The 21,448-nt window shown below is 60.1% G+C and carries 22 protein-coding genes; 11 read left to right on the forward strand and 11 right to left on the reverse strand.

Features of this window, described 5'->3' with window-relative positions; translation table 11 throughout:
* The first annotated feature begins 5 nt into the window (after positions 1 to 5).
* The 3 genes from E0H22_RS23885 (at position 6) to E0H22_RS23895 (ending at position 1,549) form a co-directional block, all read left to right on the forward strand.
* A complete protein-coding gene (locus E0H22_RS23885) occupies positions 6 to 383 on the forward strand; it encodes a response regulator (protein ID WP_233023417.1) in 378 nt (125 codons plus the stop codon).
* A 131-nt stretch (positions 384 to 514) separates the two neighbouring features.
* Complete coding sequence (locus tag E0H22_RS23890) at positions 515 to 955, forward strand: PaaI family thioesterase (protein WP_233023418.1); 441 nt, start codon at positions 515 to 517, stop codon at positions 953 to 955.
* A gap of 270 nt (positions 956 to 1,225) precedes the next feature.
* Positions 1,226 to 1,549: a response regulator gene (locus E0H22_RS23895; protein WP_233026526.1), complete on the forward strand. Its 324-nt coding sequence runs from the start codon at positions 1,226 to 1,228 to the stop codon at positions 1,547 to 1,549.
* A gap of 157 nt (positions 1,550 to 1,706) precedes the next feature.
* On the opposite strand, the gene E0H22_RS23900 is transcribed toward E0H22_RS23895, so the two are convergent.
* The 5 genes from E0H22_RS23900 to E0H22_RS23920 form a co-directional block, all read right to left on the reverse strand.
* Positions 1,707 to 2,492, reverse strand: a complete 786-nt coding sequence (locus E0H22_RS23900; RefSeq protein ID WP_233023419.1) for an ABC transporter ATP-binding protein — start codon at positions 2,490 to 2,492, stop codon at positions 1,707 to 1,709.
* Positions 2,489 to 3,262 carry an ABC transporter permease gene (locus E0H22_RS23905; protein ID WP_233023420.1) on the reverse strand — a complete coding sequence of 258 codons (774 nt, stop codon included), beginning with the start codon at positions 3,260 to 3,262 and terminating at the stop codon, positions 2,489 to 2,491. Before E0H22_RS23905 ends, E0H22_RS23900 begins: the two co-directional genes overlap by 4 nt.
* A gap of 127 nt (positions 3,263 to 3,389) precedes the next feature.
* Positions 3,390 to 4,334 (reverse strand): ABC transporter substrate-binding protein, encoded by a 945-nt coding sequence (locus E0H22_RS23910; protein WP_233023421.1) that lies wholly within the window; start codon positions 4,332 to 4,334, stop codon positions 3,390 to 3,392.
* Positions 4,335 to 4,438: 104 nt separating this feature from the next.
* Positions 4,439 to 5,191, reverse strand: coding sequence for a histidine utilization transcriptional repressor HutC (gene hutC, locus E0H22_RS23915; RefSeq protein WP_233023422.1), 753 nt, complete (start codon positions 5,189 to 5,191; stop codon positions 4,439 to 4,441).
* Positions 5,191 to 6,570 (reverse strand): formimidoylglutamate deiminase, encoded by a 1,380-nt coding sequence (locus E0H22_RS23920; RefSeq protein WP_233023423.1) that lies wholly within the window; start codon positions 6,568 to 6,570, stop codon positions 5,191 to 5,193. The genes hutC and E0H22_RS23920 overlap by 1 nt, the downstream gene beginning before the upstream one ends.
* A 95-nt stretch (positions 6,571 to 6,665) precedes the next feature.
* On the opposite strand from E0H22_RS23920, the gene hutI reads away from it, so the two are divergent.
* From hutI to feoB, 6 genes are all read left to right on the forward strand, one after another.
* The gene (hutI, locus tag E0H22_RS23925; RefSeq protein ID WP_233023424.1) at positions 6,666 to 7,889 is read left to right on the forward strand and encodes an imidazolonepropionase; all 1,224 of its coding nucleotides are present in this window, start codon (positions 6,666 to 6,668) and stop codon (positions 7,887 to 7,889) included.
* A gap of 11 nt (positions 7,890 to 7,900) precedes the next feature.
* Positions 7,901 to 9,574, forward strand: a complete 1,674-nt coding sequence (gene hutU, locus E0H22_RS23930; protein WP_233023425.1) for a urocanate hydratase — start codon at positions 7,901 to 7,903, stop codon at positions 9,572 to 9,574.
* 9 nt (positions 9,575 to 9,583) lie between these two features.
* On the forward strand, positions 9,584 to 10,150 hold the full coding sequence (locus E0H22_RS23935; RefSeq protein WP_233023426.1) for a HutD/Ves family protein: 567 nt from the start codon (positions 9,584 to 9,586) through the stop codon (positions 10,148 to 10,150).
* A 156-nt stretch (positions 10,151 to 10,306) separates the two neighbouring features.
* The gene (locus E0H22_RS23940) at positions 10,307 to 11,185 is read left to right on the forward strand and encodes a LysR family transcriptional regulator (RefSeq protein WP_233023427.1); all 879 of its coding nucleotides are present in this window, start codon (positions 10,307 to 10,309) and stop codon (positions 11,183 to 11,185) included.
* A 694-nt stretch (positions 11,186 to 11,879) separates the two neighbouring features.
* Positions 11,880 to 12,164 (forward strand): FeoA family protein, encoded by a 285-nt coding sequence (locus E0H22_RS23945; RefSeq protein WP_233023428.1) that lies wholly within the window; start codon positions 11,880 to 11,882, stop codon positions 12,162 to 12,164.
* Positions 12,161 to 14,047 (forward strand): ferrous iron transport protein B, encoded by a 1,887-nt coding sequence (gene feoB, locus E0H22_RS23950; RefSeq protein WP_233023429.1) that lies wholly within the window; start codon positions 12,161 to 12,163, stop codon positions 14,045 to 14,047. Before E0H22_RS23945 ends, feoB begins: the two co-directional genes overlap by 4 nt.
* A 98-nt stretch (positions 14,048 to 14,145) precedes the next feature.
* Here the strand turns inward: feoB and E0H22_RS23955 are convergent, their stop codons facing one another.
* The 3 genes from E0H22_RS23955 to E0H22_RS23965 all read right to left on the reverse strand — a co-directional run bounded on the left by E0H22_RS23955 (position 14,146) and on the right by E0H22_RS23965 (position 18,067).
* The gene (locus tag E0H22_RS23955; protein WP_233026527.1) at positions 14,146 to 15,738 is read right to left on the reverse strand and encodes a gamma-glutamyltransferase family protein; all 1,593 of its coding nucleotides are present in this window, start codon (positions 15,736 to 15,738) and stop codon (positions 14,146 to 14,148) included.
* 127 nt (positions 15,739 to 15,865) lie between these two features.
* Positions 15,866 to 17,119, reverse strand: coding sequence for an acetyl-CoA C-acetyltransferase (locus tag E0H22_RS23960; RefSeq protein ID WP_233023430.1), 1,254 nt, complete (start codon positions 17,117 to 17,119; stop codon positions 15,866 to 15,868).
* A gap of 138 nt (positions 17,120 to 17,257) precedes the next feature.
* Complete coding sequence (locus E0H22_RS23965) at positions 17,258 to 18,067, reverse strand: NAD-dependent protein deacetylase (RefSeq protein WP_233023431.1); 810 nt, start codon at positions 18,065 to 18,067, stop codon at positions 17,258 to 17,260.
* A gap of 160 nt (positions 18,068 to 18,227) precedes the next feature.
* Between E0H22_RS23965 and E0H22_RS23970 the strand changes: the two genes are divergently transcribed.
* Positions 18,228 to 18,389: a hypothetical protein gene (locus E0H22_RS23970; protein ID WP_233023432.1), complete on the forward strand. Its 162-nt coding sequence runs from the start codon at positions 18,228 to 18,230 to the stop codon at positions 18,387 to 18,389.
* Between the two features lie 198 nt (positions 18,390 to 18,587).
* Positions 18,588 to 18,971 (forward strand): NUDIX hydrolase, encoded by a 384-nt coding sequence (locus tag E0H22_RS23975; RefSeq protein WP_233023433.1) that lies wholly within the window; start codon positions 18,588 to 18,590, stop codon positions 18,969 to 18,971.
* 126 nt (positions 18,972 to 19,097) lie between these two features.
* Here the strand turns inward: E0H22_RS23975 and E0H22_RS23980 are convergent, their stop codons facing one another.
* The 3 genes from E0H22_RS23980 to E0H22_RS23990 form a co-directional block, all read right to left on the reverse strand.
* Entirely contained in the window at positions 19,098 to 19,688 is a 591-nt protein-coding gene (locus E0H22_RS23980; RefSeq protein WP_233023434.1) for an SCO family protein, read from the reverse strand.
* 56 nt (positions 19,689 to 19,744) lie between these two features.
* The gene (locus E0H22_RS23985) at positions 19,745 to 20,860 is read right to left on the reverse strand and encodes an MBL fold metallo-hydrolase (RefSeq protein WP_233023435.1); all 1,116 of its coding nucleotides are present in this window, start codon (positions 20,858 to 20,860) and stop codon (positions 19,745 to 19,747) included.
* A gap of 163 nt (positions 20,861 to 21,023) precedes the next feature.
* A complete protein-coding gene (locus E0H22_RS23990; protein ID WP_233023436.1) occupies positions 21,024 to 21,251 on the reverse strand; it encodes an amidase family protein in 228 nt (75 codons plus the stop codon).
* Between the last annotated feature and the right edge of the window lie 197 nt (positions 21,252 to 21,448).

Here is a 21,448-nt window from a genome sequence, read left to right on the forward strand (position 1 = left end):
TAACGATGTCGCGTATCCTGATCGCCGATGACGAGGAGCCGCTACGCCTTTTGGTCGGCCGCGCCATTGCGATGGATGGCCACGAGATCGTCACCGCCGAGGATGGTGCCGAAGCCCTTGAAATCCTGACGGAGCAGGAAGGCCGTTTCGATCTGCTCCTGACCGACATCAAGATGCCGATTATGGACGGAATCGCACTGGCGCTCGCCGCCGCGCGCGATTTTCCCGACCTGACCATCCTGCTGATGACCGGCTATGCCGACCAGCGCGAGCGGGCAACCGGTCTCAATGCAATCGTGCATGACGTGGTGACGAAACCATTCTCCGTCGCAGACATCCGCACCGCCGTGGCAGATGCACTTGCGTCCCGCAGCAAGGCTTGAACCTTCCAGCTGTCACCCGATGACGCAGGGCTGTGTCGCCATGCGGCCTCTGGTATGCGCATCGCCGCCTTTGTAGAAGTCCCGGCAAACAACCCGTAGCAGCAACTTTGATATCGCCACAAGGAATACGTATGACTGACGCCGACCTCGAAGCCGCCGGCTGGACCATCATGCATGACGACGGTTTCATCCAGCTCGTCGGACCGATGTGGCATCGGGAAGTCAACGGCGCGCACGAATTCGCGATCCTCGGCCAGGAAAAGCATCGTAATCGTCGCGGCGTCGTGCAGGGTGGCGCGATCATGACCTTGGCCGACCGTAGTTGCGGGATGGGTGCCCGTGCCGCGGCGGGCGTCGAGGCGCTCGCCACGGTGCAGATGGATACATATTTCGTGGACGCGGCCCGGATCGGTGACCTGATCGTCTCGCGCCCGCGCGCTGTACGCACGACAAAGAGCCTGATTTTCATGACCACCGAAGTGACTGTCGGCGACAGTCATGTCGTCGCTACCGCCCATGGCGTGTTCAAGGTCATGCGCGACAGCGCCGACAAAGGACGTTCGCCACGCTGACTGACCAGCGACAGATCGCGAATACTTCTCTCGCGCGTGGAACGAAAATGCAGTCTGGCTCTTAGAAGAGCGATAGCGCTCATATGCGGCATATCGGCACCGCTGCCGATCCGTTCAGCACGACGTTTTCCGATTATGGCCTTTTCCTCACGCCACCATCCCGAGGCCCTGTTGGCAACCGGCACCGATGCAGAGACGCCGGCTTCCGCCGCTGCACTGCCCCGCGACACGGCCGTGGTATTGGTGGTCGAAGATGATCCCCTGCTGCGCATGAACGCAGCCGATATGATCAAGGAAGCCGGTTTCGAGGCAGTCGAGGCGTCGGACGCCGATGCTGCGATCCAAATCCTCGAAAGCCGCGATGACATTCGCCTGATCTTTACCGATATCGACATGCCGGGCTCGATGGACGGACTAGCTCTCGCCCATGCAGTCGCCAATCGCTGGCCGCCGGTGCTTATCATCGCCACCTCGGGTCGTTTCAGGGTTAGCGAAACCGATCTGCCGAACGGCGGTCGCTTCATCCCCAAGCCCTATCGGCAATATCAGCTCGTCGAGATGCTGGCCGGACTTTCAATCGCCGACCGACTCTGAGGCCCATTTCGGCACGTCGAAGCCGGGCGCTTCGTTGCGACCGACCACGCTTGTTTCAATACCTGCTTCTGCAGGAGCAATCGCTGCGGGCATTGCGATGGCCCCGCTCATTCGGCGGGACAATACCTCATGGGAGCCCGGCGGACAGCCATTTGCGCTAGTGTACTTCGGCTGCGAGCACCGCTTCGACACGGATTTCCTCGGTGAGGCGTGCCTTCAGATCGGAAAAGGCCGGGCTTGTCTTGATCGTGTAGTGGCGAGGATGCGGCAGATCGACCGGGATATCGGCCTTGATGCGTCCTGGCCGCGCCGACATCACCACCACACGAGAGGCGAGGAAAATCGCTTCCTCGATATCATGGGTGACAAAGATCACCGTCTTCCGCTCGCGTTCCCAAATGCCGAGCAGAAGCTCCTGCATCAGAGCGCGGGTCTGGTTGTCGAGCGCCCCGAACGGCTCGTCGAGCAACAGCATCTTGGGATCGTTGGCCAGCGCACGCGCGATGGCCGTGCGCTGCTGCATACCGCCTGAAAGCTGCTTGGGGAAGTGACTGGCGAAGCTGGTCAGGCCAACTTTCTCCAGCCACGCACGTGCGATGTTGTTTCGCTCCTTCTGTGTGATGCCGCGTTCGCGCAAACCAAAGGCGACATTCTCGGCAACGGTCAGCCAGGGGAACAAAGTGTAGGACTGGAAAACCATCCCACGGTCGGCGCCGGGGCCTGTGATCGCTTTGCCATCGAGCAGGATGCGGCCAGTGGTCGGCGTATCCAGGCCAGCGATCATACGCAGCAGCGTGGACTTGCCGCAGCCGCTGGGCCCAAGAATGGTGACGAAGTCGTTGTCGGCGACGGTGAGATTGGTCGGCTCCAGCGCACGCGTGGGCGTGCCGCCGCGAACGGCCGGAAAAACGCGCGAGACGTTCTCGATGACGAGCTTGCTCAAATGACGCTCCACGGGAACAGGCGCTTGTTCGCAGCCTTGAAGACGTAGTCCGAGATCAAGCCAATGATGCCGATCACGATGATGCCGAAGATGATCTGGCCGGTGGCAAGCAAGGCCTGACTGTCGATGATCATATGGCCGATGCCTGACGACGAGCCGATCAGTTCGGCGACGATCACATAGGTCCAGGCCCAGCCGAGCACGAGCCTCAGGATTTCGGCGATTTCCGGCGCAGCTGACGGGATCAACACACGACGAAGCACACCGTCGTCTTTTGCACCCAGCGTCAGCGATGCCTCGACAAGATCGCGACGAACGCTGCCGACGGCGACGGCGACCATCAGGATGAGCTGGAAGACAGAACCGATAAAAATGACGAGCAGCTTCTGCAACTCACCGATGCCCGCCCACAGGATCAAAAGTGGGATGAAGGCCGAGGCCGGCAGATAGCGTGCAAAAGATATGAATGGCTCGAGGAAAGCTTCGATCGGCTTATAGGCGCCCATCAGGATACCGAGGGGAACCGCCACAAGTGCCGCCAGTACGAAACCACCGACCACGCGCCAGATCGTCATGCCGATGTCGAACAGGAAACCTTGCTTGGTGAGCAGGAACCAGCCGTCCTCGACCATCGTAAGCGGATTGGCGAGGAACGTCTTCGAGACGAAACCGCCGAAGGTCGCGAAGGACCAACCGGCAACGAACAGCACGAAGAAGGATATCCCGAGCACGACCCGCGCGGGCGAGGAGATGGGAGCGAGTGGTTTCATGATGGGTCTTCGATTTTCTATGATCATCATGGCGAGGATCCCTTGCGGCGAAGCAATCCAGCCTTTCCCGAGAGAGGGACTGGATTGCTTCACTGCGCTCGCAATGACGGCCGATAGTTGACGCGGACTACTGAATGAAGCGCGGATCGGCGAGTTTCGAAAGATCAGGGATCTGCTTGATCACGCCAATTTCGAGCAGCAGCTCCGCGGCTTCCTTGGAGAACGCCGCATGCTCGCCTGCGAAGAATTTCTTGTTCGCCTCCTGATCCTGCCAGCGCAAATACTGCGCCGACTTGCCGAACGCCTCGCCCGACTGCTTCACATCCGCCCCCATGATTTCGTAAGATTTGGCCTGATCCGCCTTGATCATCGCGACGGCCTCGAAATAGCTCTTGGCCAGCGCCTTCACCGCCCCCTCGTTCTCGGCGATGAACTTCGGCGAGCAGCCAAAGGTGTCCATGATCATCGGATAATCGAGGGTGGTAGCGATGATCTTGCCAGCTTCCGGCTTCTCGCGCACGGCGGACAAATAAGGCTCATAGGTCATGGCGGCATCGTTCTGGCCAGCGATGAAAGCCTGAGCAGCCGGCCCCGGCTCCATATTGACGACAGAGACGTCCTTCACGGAAAGACCGTTCTTCTTCAGGAACCAGGCGAGCGTGAAATAGGGCGCAGTGCCCGGCGCCGAGGCGGCAACCGTCTTCCCCTTCAGATCCTTGATCGATGCGGTGCCGGCGCGCACGGCCATGCCGTCGGCGCCATAGGACTTGTCGAGCTGGAACAGCTGCGTGGTGGCGACGCCATTGGCGTTCCACACGACCCAGGTCTCGACCGTGGTGGCGGCGCATTGCACGTCGCCCGAAGCGATGGCGAGATGGCGGCTCGCCTGCGGCACCTTCTTGATGGTGACGTCGAGTCCATTTTTGGCGAAGATGCCGGCTTCCTTCGCCAGCGTCAGTGGCGCAAAGCCGGTCCAGCCGGAAATTGCGATGGTCACCTTCGTCTGCGCCGCGGCAGGCGTTGCGACCAGAGCCGCGAGCGCGGCGGCGACGGATACTCCAATCAACTTCATAACCCACTCTCCTCAGCTAGTTTAAAATAATACTGCACGGCAACATGCTGGATTGCCAGGAGCAATTTCTGCGCCGACGCTGCGACAGATATTTCCTATCGTCATCACGTGCGTCCAGCGGGGGTGAAGCGCGCGGTGAGACGATACAGATCGTTCGGATAAGTGACGCGCACCGATGTGATAACCTTGCTCTTGCGCCAGGTACGACGCTCGACCACGAGACATGCCGCCGGCTTCTTCAAAGCGAGTGCCTGGCGCGCATCCTCATCGGCGAGGGTGGCGGTGATCTGGTGCTCCGCCTCGCTCCATGGCACGTGGCCCAGCAACCAGGTGCCCGGGGGCACACTGGCAAAATCGATCTCCACCGCCGGCGGAACCATCTCGAGATTGATCAAACGTTCCTCGTAAGCGAAGGGCCGCCCTTTGGCGATATGACGGCAACTCAGCACCAATACGTCGCAGCTGCGCTCCATACCGAGGCGATCGAGATCCTCCTTAGTCGCCTTACGGCGCTTGCGTGTGAGCAGTTCGTAGCCGTAGGCTTCGCCACGCTTGGCAATCTCGGCCTGAATATCGGGGATATGCAGCACCGCCGATTGCACGACCGGCTTGGCTACGAAACTGCCAACGCGACGTTTGCGCTCAATCACACCAGCTGCGGCAAGGCCGGACAGCACCTTGTTCACCGTCATCCGCGAACATTGATAGGTTTCGACCAGCTCGTGCTCGAACGGGATACGATGCCCCGGCGGCCAGCGGCCGGACAGGATCTTCTCCTCGAGATCGGCGCGAATGCGTTGATAAAGCGCCTGCGGCGCGGCCTTGCCGTTCATGGATTTCGTCGCGCGTGCCACCATTACAGGCTCGCCAACCGCTGCACGACGCGGCGATAACGCCCGGTGATCTCAGCGCGTTTGAGATGGCGCCCATCAGCAACGACTTGCTTGCCGCCGACATATACATTCGAAATGGCCGATTTGCCGGCAACGAACGTCATCGCATCGAGCCAGCGATCGCCGCTGACCCCGCAGAGATCGGAGTGGGTGTCATCAAGCACCACGACATCGGCACGCTTGCCGACCGCGAGCGCGCCGATGCTGCGGCCGGACGCCTGGGCGCCCCCGGCAAGTGCATGTTCGTAAAGCGCGCGACCGGTGGATTCTGCGCTGTGACGCGTCATGGCGTTACGCACCCGGTGGCGTAGACGCTGGCTATACTCGAGCTGTTTCAGCTCGCCCGGCGCAGTAACTTCGATATTGGAGTCGGAGCCGACACCGAACACACCGCCTGCCTCGACGAAGCGCGGGCCTTCAAAAATGCCGTCTCCGAGATTGGCTTCCGTCAGCGGACAGAGACCGACAACCGCGCCGGCTCTGGCAACACCGGCCGTTTCCTCCGGCGTCAAGTGTGTGGCGTGAATCAGAACCCAACGCCGATCGACCGCGACATGATCCAGCAACCATTCGACAGGGCGCTGGCTGGACCAGGCGATACAGTCCTCAACCTCCTTCACCTGTTCGGCAATATGCACATGGATCGGACCGGTCGGAACGGCCTTCAACACCTCCATGAGGGTCTCTGGCGTGACTGCGCGGAGCGAATGTGGCGCGATGCCGATCGCCGCGTCCTGAACCGGCTTGACGACCTCCCGCGAGCGCTGCAACAAAGCAAGAAAACGCGCGGGATCATTGATGAAGCGCCGCTGACCATGGACAGGCGCCGCACCGCCGAAACCACTGAAATTATAGAACACGGGCAGCAGCGTCAGGCCGATTCCGGTCTCGACACAGGCACTCGCGATCCGCGTCGCCAGCTCAGCGAGATCACCATAGGGCGCGCCGCTCTCATCGTGATGGAGGTAGTGGAATTCGGCCACCGAGGTAAAACCGCCTTCCAGCATCTCGGCATAGGCATAGGCAGCAATCGCCTCGACATCATCCGGCGTCAGCGTATCGATGAAGCGATACATCAATTGCCGCCACGTCCAGAAACTGTCCTGCATCTCGCCGCGCAGCTCGGTGAGCCCGGCCATGCCACGCTGGAACGCATGGCTATGCAGATTGGGCATTCCGGGAAGCGCCACGCCGCTGACGATTTCCGCGCCAGCGCTGCTCGAATTGTCAGCAACGGCTCCGATCACGCCATTCTCGATCGTCAGAACGACGTCGCGCGCCCAACCGCCGGGAAGCAGCGCATGGGAGAAGAACAGCTTTTTTGCGGCACTTGTCGCGTGCATGGCTTTGGCTCGTTGCCCTCAAAAGACGCTCGACAGTAAGCGAGGGCGCTGATTATGTATAGACATAGAACGTCCCAAATGAGCGGCAGCGCGTCATGACTTTCGATATTCTCTGGACCAATGCCCGCCTCGCCACCATGACCGAAGGTCAGCCTGGCCTTGGCATCGTGGAGAATGGTTGCATCGCAGCGAAAGACGGCCGCATCGCTTTTGTCGGCGCGACCTTCGATCTGCCGGCTGCTGCCGACACGGCCAAGCGCATCGATTGTGGCGGGCGCTGGATCACGCCGGGCCTGGTCGACTGCCACACGCATCTGGTCTATGGCGGCCATCGCGCCAATGAATTCGCGATGCAGCTGGAAGGCGCGACCTATGAGGAGATTTCGCGCTCTGGCGGCGGCATCGCCTCCAGCATGAGGTCTACGCGCGCGGCGAGCGAAGCGCAGCTCGTCGCCAGCGGGTTGAAGCGGCTCGATCACCTGATCGCCGAAGGCGTCACCACCGTCGAGATCAAGTCCGGTTACGGGCTCGATAAGGAGACCGAGATTCGCTGCCTGACGGCCACGCGCCAGCTTGGGCGCGAGCGCGATGTCACGGTCGTCATAACTTTTCTCGGCGCGCATGCGATGCCGCCGGAAGCCAAGGGCGACAAGGACGCCTATATCGACGCCGTTATCCGCGACACCCTACCGGCTGTTGTCGAATTGAATCTCGCCGATGCGGTGGATGCATTCTGCGAAGGGATCGCTTTTTCGCCGGACCAGACGGCACGGCTTTTCGATGCGGCGCAGGCCTATGGCCTGCCGGTGAAGCTGCATGCCGACCAGCTTTCCAATCTTCACGGCGCAAAACTCGCCGCCGATTACGGCGCGCTGTCTGCGGATCATCTCGAACACACCGACGAGGACGGTGTCATCGCGCTGACCAAAGCCGGCACCGTCGCTGTTGTGCTGCCCGGCGCCTATTATACGCTGCGCGAGACGCAAGCACCGCCGATCGCACTGTTCCGAAAGCACGGCACCCATCTAGCGCTCGCCACCGACAGCAATCCCGGCACGTCGCCGCTGACCTCGCTGCTGCTCACCATGAATATGGGCGCGACACTGTTCCGCATGACTGTCGATGAATGCCTTCTCGGCGTGACGCGCGAAGGCGCGCGGGCGCTCGGCAAGCTGGGCGAGATCGGCACGCTCGAAGCCGGCAAATTCTGCGATCTCGCCATCTGGGACATCGAGACACCGGCCGAACTCGTCTACCGAGTCGGCTTCAATCCGATTCACGCGCGCATCCGGCATGGCCGGACGACATTTTCGCATTAAGGACCTTCACTATGGATCGCAGCAAGAATTCGCGCCTCGTGCGCAGCCCGCGCGGCACCGAGCTCTCGGCCAAGGACTGGCTGACCGAGGCGCCACTGCGCATGCTGATGAACAACCTGGATCCGGAAGTGGCTGAAAATCCCAACGAGCTCGTGGTCTATGGCGGCATCGGCCGCGCCGCACGCAGCTGGGAAGCCTTCGACCAGATCGTGACGTCGCTGCGCAATCTCGACAATGACGAGACGCTGCTGGTGCAGTCCGGCAAGCCGGTCGGCGTATTTCGCACCCATGCCGACGCGCCGCGCGTGCTGATCGCCAACTCCAATCTCGTGCCGCGCTGGGCCAACTGGGATCACTTCAACGAGCTCGATCGCAAGGGCCTGATGATGTACGGCCAGATGACCGCGGGCTCGTGGATCTATATCGGCTCGCAAGGCATTGTGCAGGGCACCTACGAGACCTTCGTGGAAGCCGGCCGTCAGCACTACAACGGCGATCTCTCCGGCCGCTGGATCCTCACCGCCGGCCTTGGTGGCATGGGCGGTGCACAGCCGCTGGCGGCGACTATGGCAGGCGCTTCGTGTCTCGCCGTCGAGTGCCAGCCGAGCCGTATCGAGATGCGGCTGAAGAGCCACTATCTCGACGTACAAGCAAAGGACCTCGACGACGCGCTGGCGATCATCGAGCAGGCCAAGCAGGACAAGAAACCGATTTCCGTGGGCGTGCTTGGCAATGCCGCCGACATCTTCCCCGAGCTGGTTCGCCGCGGCATCAAGCCGGATATCGTCACCGACCAGACTTCAGCGCACGATCCGGTGAACGGCTATCTGCCGAAAGGATGGACGCTGGCGGAATGGGAGACCAAGCGCAATGACGATCCGGCGGCGGTCGAAAGGGCCTCGCGCAAATCCATGAGCGAGCATGTCCGCGCGATGCTCGACTTCCACAAGATGGGGGTCCCGACGGTCGATTACGGCAACAATATCCGCCAGATGGCGAAGGAAGAGGGTGTCGCCGACGCGTTCGACTTCCCCGGCTTCGTGCCGGCCTATATCCGCCCTCTGTTCTGCCGCGGCATCGGCCCGTTTCGTTGGGCCGCGCTCTCCGGCGACCCCGAAGACATCTACAAGACCGACGGCAAGGTGAAGGAGATCCTCGGGCACAACAAGGCGCTGGTGAACTGGCTCGACATGGCGCGCGAGCGCATCCAGTTCCAGGGTCTGCCGGCGCGCATCTGCTGGGTCGGCCTCGGCGATCGCCATCGCCTCGGCCTCGCCTTCAACGAGATGGTCGCATCGGGCGAGCTCAAAGCGCCGATCGTGATCGGCCGCGATCATCTCGATTCCGGCTCGGTTGCAAGTCCGAACCGCGAGACCGAAGCGATGAAGGACGGCTCCGATGCGGTCTCCGACTGGCCACTGCTCAATGCGCTGCTGAACTGCGCTTCCGGCGCAACCTGGGTGTCACTGCACCACGGCGGCGGCGTCGGCATGGGTTTCTCACAGCATTCCGGCATGGTCATCGTCTGCGACGGCACGCAGGAGGCCGCCAGGCGCCTGGAACGCGTGTTATGGAACGATCCTGCCACCGGCGTGATGCGTCATGCCGATGCCGGCTATGACATCGCTCTCGCCTGTGCCGAAGAACACGGCCTTAACCTGCCATCGTTGAACGCCAAGGGCTGAGCGAGACGAATGCAGATTCTCCGCGCCTCGGACTACAAGACCATGCCATGGAAAAACGGCATGGGCTCGACGACGGAGATCGCGATCCATCCGGCCAATGCAAAACTCGATGACTTCGTGTGGCGCGTCAGTATGGCGCAGATCGCCAGCGACGGCCCGTTCTCATTGTTCGCCGATATCGATCGCACCTTGCTGGTCCTTGAGGGCAATGGCATCGACCTCCGTGTCACCGGGTGCCCGCCGGTACGGATCGATCGTGAGACGATCCACTCTTTCCCTGGCGATCAGCCGACGTCAGCCACATTGGTTGATGGAGAGATCCTCGATCTCAATGTCATGAGCCGGCGCAACAGCGCCTCTCACGATGTGAAACGCATAAAACTCGCACAGCATCGGCATTTTACCGTTTCCACGCAAACGATCCTGATGGTCGAAACAGGCGAGCTCGAAATCGTCGGCCCAACGGCAGCGCCCCTGCTCGGCGAGCGTGACGCCATCCTCGTGGATGAAACCACGCCTAGTCTCACACTCAACGGGCCCGCAACAGCTGGGGTTATCGCCATTCAGCTGTGGTAGACATGTCCGAACTTCGTCACCGATTTTGATGACTCCATAGATCGAGTAAATATCATAAAAATCAAACATATAACGTATACTAATTACGGATATTTGATTAGCAGGGAATCACTGGCACACTCAGTCTGACGAGAGGCAACGAAGGGCGAGGATTCGATGCACCGCAGACATCACAACATTCCTATCGAAATCGTGCGTACGGTTGTTGCTATCTCTGAAGCGGGCAGCCTGACCAAGGCAGCCGATCAAATGGGCCTGAGCCAGCCCGCGGTAAGCTCGCAGATCAAACGTCTCGAACAACTTGTCGGTGGCTCGTTATTCAGTAAAACACCAAACGGCAGCTGCCCTACGGATCTCGGCAAGCTGGTACTCGCACAGGCGCGCAAGATCATTGAAGCCAATGATCAGGTGCTCGCACTTGGCGGTGCCGACAGCAATGCCGGTCGCTTGCGGCTTGGATTGAGTTCGCTGCTCAGCCGTCAGTTCGTTGAGCATCATATCGACAGGCTTGGCGACATCCAAATTCTGGCAGCCGCTTCGCACGAAATCTCCAGCGCGCTGGTCGAAGGCCACATCGATATCGCATGCTTCTATCAGCGCGGCGATATCGAACCCGACCTCGCAACATTGATCGTCGATGAATACGAAGATCACTTGGTTTGGGTCCGCTCGAAAAATTTTGTTCTCAGCCCCGGTGCACCGATCCCCATCGTCACATCGACCAATGACGACTGGATGATCAGCACGCTGACGCGCCATGGCTTGTCCTACCGGATCGCTTTCAGCAGCCAGGACTACGATGCCAAGAAATCGGCCGTCGAAGCTGGCATCGGTCTCATTGCGATGCCGAGCCGTATGATCCCGAGCGGCCTCGTCTGGGCCAAGGAATATTATCTACCGGAGCTCTCGGCCATCAAGAATCTGCTTTGCATTCGGCAGGGTCTGAGTTCAAATCGCGTGCTGGAGCTGAAGAACCAGCTCTCGCAACTCTTCATGTATCACTCAGCATCGAGGGAAACCCATAAAGTTGCCTGACGAGGCCACCTATTTCCGCGAACAGGCCGAGCGGTGCGAGAAGCTCGCACGTGAAGCCGATGACCCAACCGTCCGGGAGCGGCTATTAAATCTTGCGGCGGAATACGGCCGCCGCGCGCAAGTGCGCCCGCCACCGCCGCCACGACGGCGCCGGCCGCCGACCTATCCGGACCGTCGTTGAAGAGAGCCGGCTATGGCCGGCTTTCCTGTTTTTCGATTGGCTCTCACCACTTTGTTCTACCGCCAGGCTTTCTGCTCCCTCCGATAGGATGAGGGAAGCGCGGCTGCACTTCGTGTCGCGATCTAAAGAAATCTCGATCGGCGCCGGCATCCTGATCTCGCGCTCTTGCCCACAGACCAACGTAAACGCCACGCTGCCACAAAACGCGAACGGACGCCGCCCCCCATACAGGGACGCTGTGTCATCATGGTCGTGCATCCTGCAATCGCTCTTTCGATACTGTCACCGTGCGACCTGAACGGCGTCGCTGCCACGCTCTAACGACGCGTTGATCGCGCGTGGCGATCTGGAGCTATTCCAATAGAAATAAAAAGACACAAGCGACCGGCGCCCCATCGTCTCATGACGTCATTGTGAGCCGGTCGATCGCCGGACGAGCTCATTTATAACGGTTCTAATCGTAAACGCCGGTATGTCTTGACCTGACTTGATAGCTGCTCGACAAGGTGCGGCATGACGCTTTCAGAGACCCCTTCATCTGCAACGGCAGAATACCATATGCGCCTCGGCGAAGCTCCGCGCGGCTTCGTCGGGACCATCGTCGCTCTACATCCAGAGCACACAGAATCGACCTCGCATGAACTTGAGCAATATCTGCTCGAGATGGGCTTCACCGAAGGAGCGCGCGTCGAAATTCTGCATCAGGGGGCGATTCAACGCGATCCGATCGCAGTGCGCGTCGACAACATCACGATCGCCGTGCGCCGGCGCGAAGCAATGGCAGTTCTCGTAAAATGACAATTTCAGACGTGACCAGCGAGCGTTTCAACCTCGCGCTGGTCGGTGTTCCCAACAGCGGCAAGACGTCGTTGTTCAACGCGCTCACCGGTAGCCGCCAGAAGGTTGCGAATTACGCCGGCGTCACCATCGAACGGAAGAGTGGCGCCTTCGTCACACCCGCCGGCCGCCAGATAACCCTGCTCGACTTGCCCGGTACCTATTCGCTGCGTGGCCGGAGTCCCGACGAGATTATCACCCGCGACGTCGTGCTCGGTAAACGCGCTGGTGAGGCGCCGCCGGATCTCGTGCTGTGCATTGCCGATGCCACCAATCTGCGATTGACCCTGCGCCTTATCCTCGAACTGAAGCGCACCGGTCGGCCACTGCTGATGGTGCTCAACATGTTTGATATCGCGAAGCGCCGTGGCATCACCATCGACGTCGACGCCATGTCTGCCGCGCTGGATATTCCCATCATCACCTCGGTCGCAGTGAAGAAGGGCGGCGCCGATGCGCTTCGCCAACGCACCGACGAACTTGCCGCCAATATGCCGACTTCGACTGCGCCCACCGAATGGACGCAGACCAGCCTTTCGGATCTCAAAGCCTATCAGCGCGAGGCCGACCGCATCATTCGCGAGACAGTGACCATGCCGGCAAAGCCGGATACGCTGACCACCCGCGTCGATGCTGTGGTGTTGCATCCGATCTGGGGGTTGGTCGTGCTGGCGGCCATCCTGTTCGTGATGTTCCAGGCGGTGTTCTCTTGGGCGCAGCCACTGATGGAATTGCTGTCGGATTCCTTTGGCACACTCGGCACACTCGTGGCTCAGATCGTACCGGAGGGCATCTTTCAGAGTTTCCTGCAAAACGGCCTGATCGCGGGCGTCGGCAGCGTGCTCGTCTTTCTGCCGCAGATTATCATCATCTTCCTGTTCATCCTGCTGCTGGAAGACTTCGGCTACATGGCTCGCGCGGCCTTCCTGATGGACCGCATCATGGGCGGTGCCGGACTTCATGGCCGCGCTTTCATTCCACTCTTGTCCAGTTTCGCATGTGCCATTCCCGGGATCATGGCGACGCGTGTGATTGATAACCGCCGCGATCGCCTCACGACCATCCTGATCGCACCGCTGATGACCTGCTCGGCACGTATCCCCGTCTACACGCTGATCATCGCAGCCTTCGTTCCAGCAACGGATGTCTTCGGTTGGATCAATCTGCAAGGCCTCGTGATGTTCGGGCTCTATGTCATCGGCATCGCCAGCGCACTGCTGGTGTCCTTCGTTATCAAATTCCTGATGCTGCGCGATTACCAGCCGGCACCTTTCATGCTGGAGCTGCCGGATTACAAGCTGCCACGCCCGAAGAGCATCGGCATCGGCGTCTATACGCGGGCAAAGATGTTCCTGCAGCGTGCGGGCACCACCATCCTCGCGATGATGATCCTGATCTGGTTCCTCGCCTCGTTCCCGCAGCCGCCGGCTGGCGCTGAAGGCCCGGCGATCGACTACAGCCTGGCGGCCGCGATCGGGAAAGCGCTCGAGCCGTTATTTTCTGCGATCGGCTTCAACTGGCAGATTGTGGTGGCGCTGATCCCCGGCATGGCCGCGCGGGAGGTGGCCGTGGGTGCATTGGGTACCGTCTACGCCATCGAAGGCGGCAAGGAAGCCGCGGAAGCGATCGGCCAGGCGCTCGCCAGCAAATGGAGCCTCGCCACTGCGCTGTCGTTCCTTGCCTGGTTCATCTTCGCCCCACAATGTGCTTCGACCCTTGCAGTGATCCGCCGCGAAACCGGCGGTACGAAATGGATGCTGATCACCTTCTTCTACATGTTCACGCTGGCCTATCTGGCGAGCCTGATCACGTACAAGGTCGCAGTCGCAGCGGGGTTGGGTTGAGCCGTAGGGCGATTAGCGAAGCATCATCCTCCGGCCAGCGCATGGATGAAACTTTACGGCGGATTGCGGCTTCGCCTCATTCGTCGTGCGGCAACGCTTTAAAACCCAGCAGCCAATCCATCCTTGCGCGGATCTGAGCCAGCGACATAGCCGCCCTCGATCCGGCGCACGAGCTGTGCGCCGCCAAAACCGAAAGCCGAATCCGGCGGTTCGCGGACAATGACGTGACCGCGGCTCGTGAGATCGGCCGCGACCTCATCCGATACGCCATTCTCGATCGCCACCTTGAAGCCATCGACGTAGCGCCAACGCGGCGCATCCGCCGCTGTTTGCGGATCCTGTCCCCACAACTGCACGCGCAACATCATCTGCAGATGACCCTGCGCCTGCATCGGCCCGCCCATCAGGCCGAATGCCATTAATGGCTGATTGCCCTGCATGACGAAGCCGGGAATGATGGTCTGGAATGGCCGCTTGCGCGGGCCGACCTGATTGGGATGACCTTCGTCGAGCACGAAACCAAAGCCGCGATTCTGTAGACTGATGCCGGTGCCCGGCACGACCACGCCGGAGCCGAAGCCGGAATAGTTCGACTGGATGTAGGACACCATCATGCCGGAGGCGTCACCGGTGGACAGGCACACCGTGCCACCGGTCTTCGGCGCACCGGCACCAAAATCCTGGGCGCGGCTGCGGTCGATTAGCTTCGCGCGCGACGCGAGATAAGACGGGTTCTGCAGATGCGCGACGGTGACATCGCGCATATGGTCGCGATCGGCAGCGTAAGCATAGACATCAGCGAAAGCGAGTTTTGTTGCCTCGATCTGCAGATGCAGCGCGTCGGCACTATCAACTTTGAGACCATCGGTTCCGGCCGCCTTGATGATGCCAAGCGCCATTAGCGCCGCGATGCCCTGCCCGTTCGGCGGGATCTCGTGAAGCGCGGCGTCGCCGAAGTCCTGGTGAATCGTGCCGGACCAATCATTGCGATGCGCGGCCAGATCCGCTTCGTCGAGCACCGCACCGTGCTCGCGCGCGAAATCTGCGATTCGTTTGGCGAGCTCGCCGCGATAGAACGCTTCGCCTTTCGTTTTTGCGATCAGCTTCAACGAATAGGCATGCCCTGGCATGTGAACCAGCTCGCCTGCGACCGGTGCGCGACCGTTCGGCATGAAGCACTCGGCAAAGCCCGGCTGGGCTTTCAATTCCTCCGCCCCACGACGCCATAGTTCGGCGATCACCGGCGAGACCAGAAATCCGTCTTCAGCATAGGAAATCGCTGGCTCTAACAGTTGTTCGAACGGCAACTTGCCGAACCGCTTCGACAAATCGACCCAAGCCGATACCGCGCCCGGAACGGTGACGCTCTCCCATCCCCGATGCGGGAACGTCTTGCGGCCGGCAAAACGCTCCGGCGTCCATGCTGCCGGCGAGCGGCCGGAGGCGTTAAGACCATGCAGCTCCTTGCCATCCCACAGAATGCAATAGGCATCCGAACCTATGCCATTACCCGTTGGCTCCACCACCGTGAGGGTGATCGCCGCTGCCAGCGCGGCATCGAGCGCATTGCCGCCGCGTTCCAGCATCCGCAAACCGGCCTGCGTCGCGAGCGGCTGCGAGGCCGCGATGACGTTGCGCGCCATCACGGGCGAGCGCCGGGAGGCATAAAGGCCATCATGTCGGAATAGCATGGTCGTCATATCCACCTTCTTCGATCGAGGCGCCAGAATACGGCTGTCAGGCCCGTGCCACCAGACGCAAAAGGGCACGGATGCGAACACCCATGCCCTTTGCCAGACGAAAGATGCAGACGATCTCTTAAACGCGCTCGATGATGATCGCGGGAGCCATACCACCGGCGGCACACATTGTGACGAGACCGCGCTTCAGGTTGCGGCGTTCCAGCTCATCGAGAATGGTGCCAACCAGGATTGCGCCGGTGGCGCCGATGGGATGGCCAAGGGCTATGGAGCCGCCATTGACATTGACCTTACTGGTGTCAAGCTTGAGGTCGCGGATGAATTTTGCAGCCACCACCGCGAATGCCTCGTTGATCTCCCACAGGTCGATATCGTCCTTGGTGAGGCCAGCTTTTTCCAGCACCTTCTTGGCTGCCGGCACCGGAGCGTTCAGCATCAGGGTCGGATCGTCGCCAATATTCGCCATCGCCACGATTTTCGCACGCGGCTTAAGGCCGTGCTTTTCGGCATATGCCTTCGACGTCAGCAGCAGTGCCGCGGCGCCGTCGACCACGCCCGACGAATTGCCGGCATGGTGGAAATGCTTGATCTCCAGATCCGGATATTTCTGGTTGATCTGCTTGCGATAGGTGGTGCCTTTATCGTCGAGCGGATAATCGGCCATGGCGACAAAAGCCGGCTTCAGGCCGGCGAGACCTTCCGCCGTGGTGTCCGGACGCGGATACTCGTCTTTCGCCAGTACGACATTTCCGTTGTCATCCTTCACCGGAACGAGGCTCTTGTCGAAGCGGCCTTCCTTGATGGCGATGGCGGCGCGACGCTGACTTTCGAGGCCGAGCGCGTCGAGTTCTTCACGAGTAAAGCCTTCCATCGATGCGATGGCGTCCCCGCAGATGCCTTGATGCGACTGAGGATGCACTTTGGCGAGGCGTTCATTGCCTGAGCCCATACCGAGCGGTCGCTTGCCGGCAGCCATATCCTCCGCCGCCATAGCACCGGTAAGCGACATCATTTCGGTGCCACCGGCAATCACCACATCTTCCATGCCCGACATGATCTGCGCTGCCGCGAAATTCACCGCGGTGATGCCGCCGCCACAGAAGCGATCAAGGGTCGTGCCAGAGGCCTTGATGTCATAGCCGGCGTCCAGCGCCGCCATGCGGCCGAGATCGCCGCCCTGCTTGCCGCGCTGGGTCGAGGTCGACCAGATGATGTCGTCGACATCGGCGGTATTGAGCTTGTTGCGTTCGGCGATCGCCTTGAGCACGGTAGCGGCGAGGTGCTGCGGATGATGCTCCGCGAGCGCGCCTTTGCCGACTTTGCCAATTCCGCGCGGGGTGCGGACTGCGTCGATGATATAAGCGTCGGCCATTGATCTTCCTCCAGATTTTACAGTATTTTTCTTGAATCGAGATTGGCCAAGCGAGGGACGAAGTCAAGACGCAGCGATGGCATGCGTGCCTGCCAAATTTGGCGAGCCTGGCCCCGCATCACCGGCGACGCGGGGCCATCAAAGCAGAAATGACAGAGCGTCTTCGCAGCGCTCCTCGACTTTGAGCGTCAGGAGATCGTCGGCCCGGGTACGGCCGAGATTTATGGCGGCGATCGGAATGCGTCTTTTCACCGCCATTTGCACGAAACGGAAGCCCGAATAGACCATCAGGGACGAGCCGACCACCAGCATTGCGTCCGCTACCTCCAGCCTATTCCGTGCTTCATCAACCACCTCGCGCGGGACGGCCTCACCGAAGAACACGACGTCCGGCTTCAATACTCCGCCGCAAGCGACACAGGCCGGTACATCGAAAGCTGCAAAGTCTTCATGTTCCAGATCGGCATCACCGTCGGGCGCATCCGGCGCATCGAGTGCGAGCCAGGCACCGTTACGACGGTTGAGTTCGTGCTGAAAATCGCCGCGCGGCATCTTCAAGTCGCAGCCCATGCAGCGAACCTGATCGAGCCGTCCGTGCAAATCGATGACGCGCTCGCTGCCCGCCCCCTGATGCAGGCGATCGACGTTCTGCGTCAGCAAGATCTCGCTGCGGCCAGCCTGCTCCAGCCGCGCCAGCGCATGATGCGCATTGTTTGGCTGTGCTTGACCGAAACTCTGCCAGCCAACCATGCTGCGCGCCCAGTAGCGCTTGCGCGTAATCTCGTTTGTCATAAAATTGTCATAAGAAACAGGAGGTAGGCGCTTCCACCTTCCGTCGATGTCACGATAGTCCGGAATCCCGGAACTGGTGCTGCAACCAGCGCCTGTCAGCACGAACAAGCGTTGATGGCGAGTGACGAAGTCTTCGAGAATCCCCTTGCCAATCATGGCGTTGATCTATGTCTCCCAGGTCAAATGTCCAGCTGTCACGTGTATAATGAGCCTGCCACGGGTAACATAATCTATTCAAAAATCGGTCATACCGTTGCGGGTTAGACGTCGCGTCTGCTAGAACGGCTTTGCGCAAGACCAACCCGTAGAGTGAGTCATGAGCTTACAGACAAAAGTTGTTTCCACCTCGCGCGAGCGGTTCATGCAGATGGTCCAGGAAGAACTCAACAAGTTCGAAAGCACAGAGCGCGAACTTAGAAAGAGTGCCAAACAGGATCGTGTGAAAGAGCTCAAGCTGCCGGAGGAATTGGCTCATTAACTTAGGCGGAAACGGTAAAATGAAGTTCTCGAACAAACTTCATACGACGCACCCAGGTCACCTTTCCGGTGACCTTTTCTTTTTCGACAACCAGCCGCTTCGAAGTGCACGAAGGTCGTCACCCGGTTATATTTCATACTCCTTTCATCAGGCGCCTTTAGCGAAACCCTTCTATTTCAAGAAGAATGCACTGAGCAAATGGCGAAGTCATCGAAACTTGTCGCAACCAAGCATGGAAAAGTTCTGCTCGTACGGCGCGTGAAGGACGGCCTGTGGATGTTCCCCGGTGGCCGCAGGCTGCCGCGCGAAAACGACAAAGTTTGCCTCCGCCGCGAGATCAAGGAAGAATTGCCGAAACTGAAACTCGGCCGTCTGACACTCTGGAAGGAAGTGAAATCAACCAATCGGCATTCCGGTCGCAAGATGAGCGACTCGATTTTCATCGCCAAGAAAGCGACAGGTCAGCTTGAGATCGGCGACAAGAAAGAGATCGATCGCGCCGTCTGGCGTAAGCCGCGTAGCGGCATGCGTCTGACCCCGACCTCGCGCTACATCCGGGACAAGCTGTTTCCACGAGCATAATACGCAGGCGTTCTTGCTATCAGAGGATAAGACCTTCGATCATGTTGGCACGCTGTGTCAGATCCTGTTTCTGGGCCATCCGCTACGCTGCCCTGACGAATATGGTAGCCGCAGTGGCACAAGCATTTATTTGAGATACGGCTTGATCATCTCGACCATGCGCTCGGCCGGCGTTCCCGGCGGAAAGAAGCCGAGATATTTCCCGTCGGGATCAACGAGATAGACGAAGGCGGAATGGTCGACCGTGTAATCGGCTGCATTCTTCTCGAACGGGACACGCTTGTAGTAGACCCGATATGCATTCGCGGCAGCAGCGATCGCAGTTTCGCTCCCTGTGAGGCCGATGAGCTTCGGATGGAATAGCGGGACATATTGCGCGAGTTGCTCCACCGTATCGCGTGCGGGATCCAGCGTCACGAAAAGCGGCTGCACGGCTGCGGCCAGGGTGCCGAGCTGATCCATCGCCAGGCCAATAGCTTGCAGGTCGGTCGGGCAGACATCCGGACAATATGTGAAGCCGAAATAGACCAGCAGATACTTTCCGCGAAAGTCACGATCGGTGCGCGCTTGGCCCGCCTGGTCGGTCAGCGCGAACGGGCCGCCAATCGGCTCACGATTCCACATCACGGCGTCCATCAGCTCTGCCGCTGGCCGCGTTGACTCGGTCTGGGCTGTTGTGTGGCCGCTATCTGCCGTTAGCACCAAAGCTGCCAGCATGGCCACTACCAGCCTCCGGAGCCGCCCAAACCCCACGCCTTGGCCAGTGCCCTTGATCATGCGCCAAAGATCAGCTTGCTCCCCGTCGAGGTATTGATGACCCGATCGGGCATTTGCGCGCGCGCTTCGAGTAGGAAGTTCAGGCCGCTGCAATGCATGGGAATGACCACATCGGGATCGAGGCCCTTCACCTCGCTCACGATCTGCTTGAGATAATCCGCCGGCGCGGGGCCGAGATGGAAGCCGCCAACGATCGCGTGCACCTTCTGCACACCGGAAACCTCCTGCGCCTGGCGTACCGAATTGACGATGCCGACATGCCCGCAGGAGCTGATGACGACAAGTCCCTTACCTCGGACATTGAAGCATGTGGCATGCTCATGCACGTGCTCGTCGGGCACCATTTTTCCTTGCAATTCAGCCGCGGTGTAGTGACCGTAGGCACAGCTCTCGCCGTCCTTCTGGGTATAATCCACGAACGTATTCGGCAGGATCTTTTCGACACTGTTGCGCTTGATCTTGCCCGTGGTGAATGCATGCCCCTGGATGACGGTCGGTGTCTCGCAAAGCACTGTCGTGACGTTGTGCGCGGTGATCTGCTTGCGCTCCAGCGTGCCGCCTTCACCATAGGCTCCGGTTGATGTCCGGCTGGTGCGGTGACAGAAGTTGTCCTCACCGCCGGCATAAAGCTTGAGGTCCGGCGGCAGCACGGCTCGGTAACGGTCGAGGAAACCGATCAAGCCGCCATAATGATCGATATGGCCGTGGCTGACGATCAGCGCCTTGATCTTCGCCGGATCAACCTTCAACAGATCCATATTATTGATAATCGCTGGCGAGGTGTAGCCGAAATCGAGCAGAATGGTCTGCTGGTCCGCCGCGCGCTGCGATTCCAGCAGCAGCGACAACCCCCATTCGTTATGCAGCACATTGCGCGCATCGGCGCTGCGCGCGGGGCCCGGCCCCTCGTGCACGACGCCATTCACAGTACTGCCGCGGAGGAACTGGTCGTGCTGCTGATCGACCAGCACGCGAATGGCGAGCTTGTCGACTGTCGGTACCTCGATAGGCCCAGCGCTGGCAACTTCGACGCATGAAAAACCTGCCGCTGCCATACCAGCGAAAACGGCTGAACTCTTGAGAAAATCACGACGGCGAAGGTCGACGGACATGTGCGGTCTCTCTGAGTGATAAATTCGGACGAAACTAGCAGCCGGCGGGAACTTTCTACACCGCTAGATCGTCCAATAATCGACGGTCATTTGTCATTTTATTCTTTCCTCACGCGCCTCTCGGGAAACTTCGTCTCCCGGGCACGCGTGGCCCTCGTCTTGCCTAGAACTCCAGCTTCGGAGCGATGAATGGATGAAGTTGCTCGATTTCCCTTGCAACAGCCAGCGTCAAGCGATCATGCAGATACGGTCCGATGATCTGTACACCGACCGGCAGACCATTCACAAAGCTGACCGGCACGGCCGTAGCCGGCAACAATGGCAGCGTGGCGAGGCCAGCCCAGAACAATTGGTCATTGTAGTCGACATCACGGTCATAGATACGCAGCACACGCTCCTCGCGCGGCTTAGCCTCATCGATCGGAAACGCCGCGCTGGCAGATCAACGGTCGGGATCACAAAGCGCGGCTCCGCGTTCGCCTGGCTCTCGATTCATTCGCGGCCGGGCGTGTCTAATACTGCCAGCATCACGCGCTTCACATCGAGATCGCATACCGAAGGCCGTTCGACACATCGTCCGTTCGCTGG

Origin of the sequence: Rhodopseudomonas boonkerdii, assembly GCF_021184025.1 — a bacterium.
Lineage (GTDB): Bacteria > Pseudomonadota > Alphaproteobacteria > Rhizobiales > Xanthobacteraceae > Tardiphaga > Tardiphaga boonkerdii.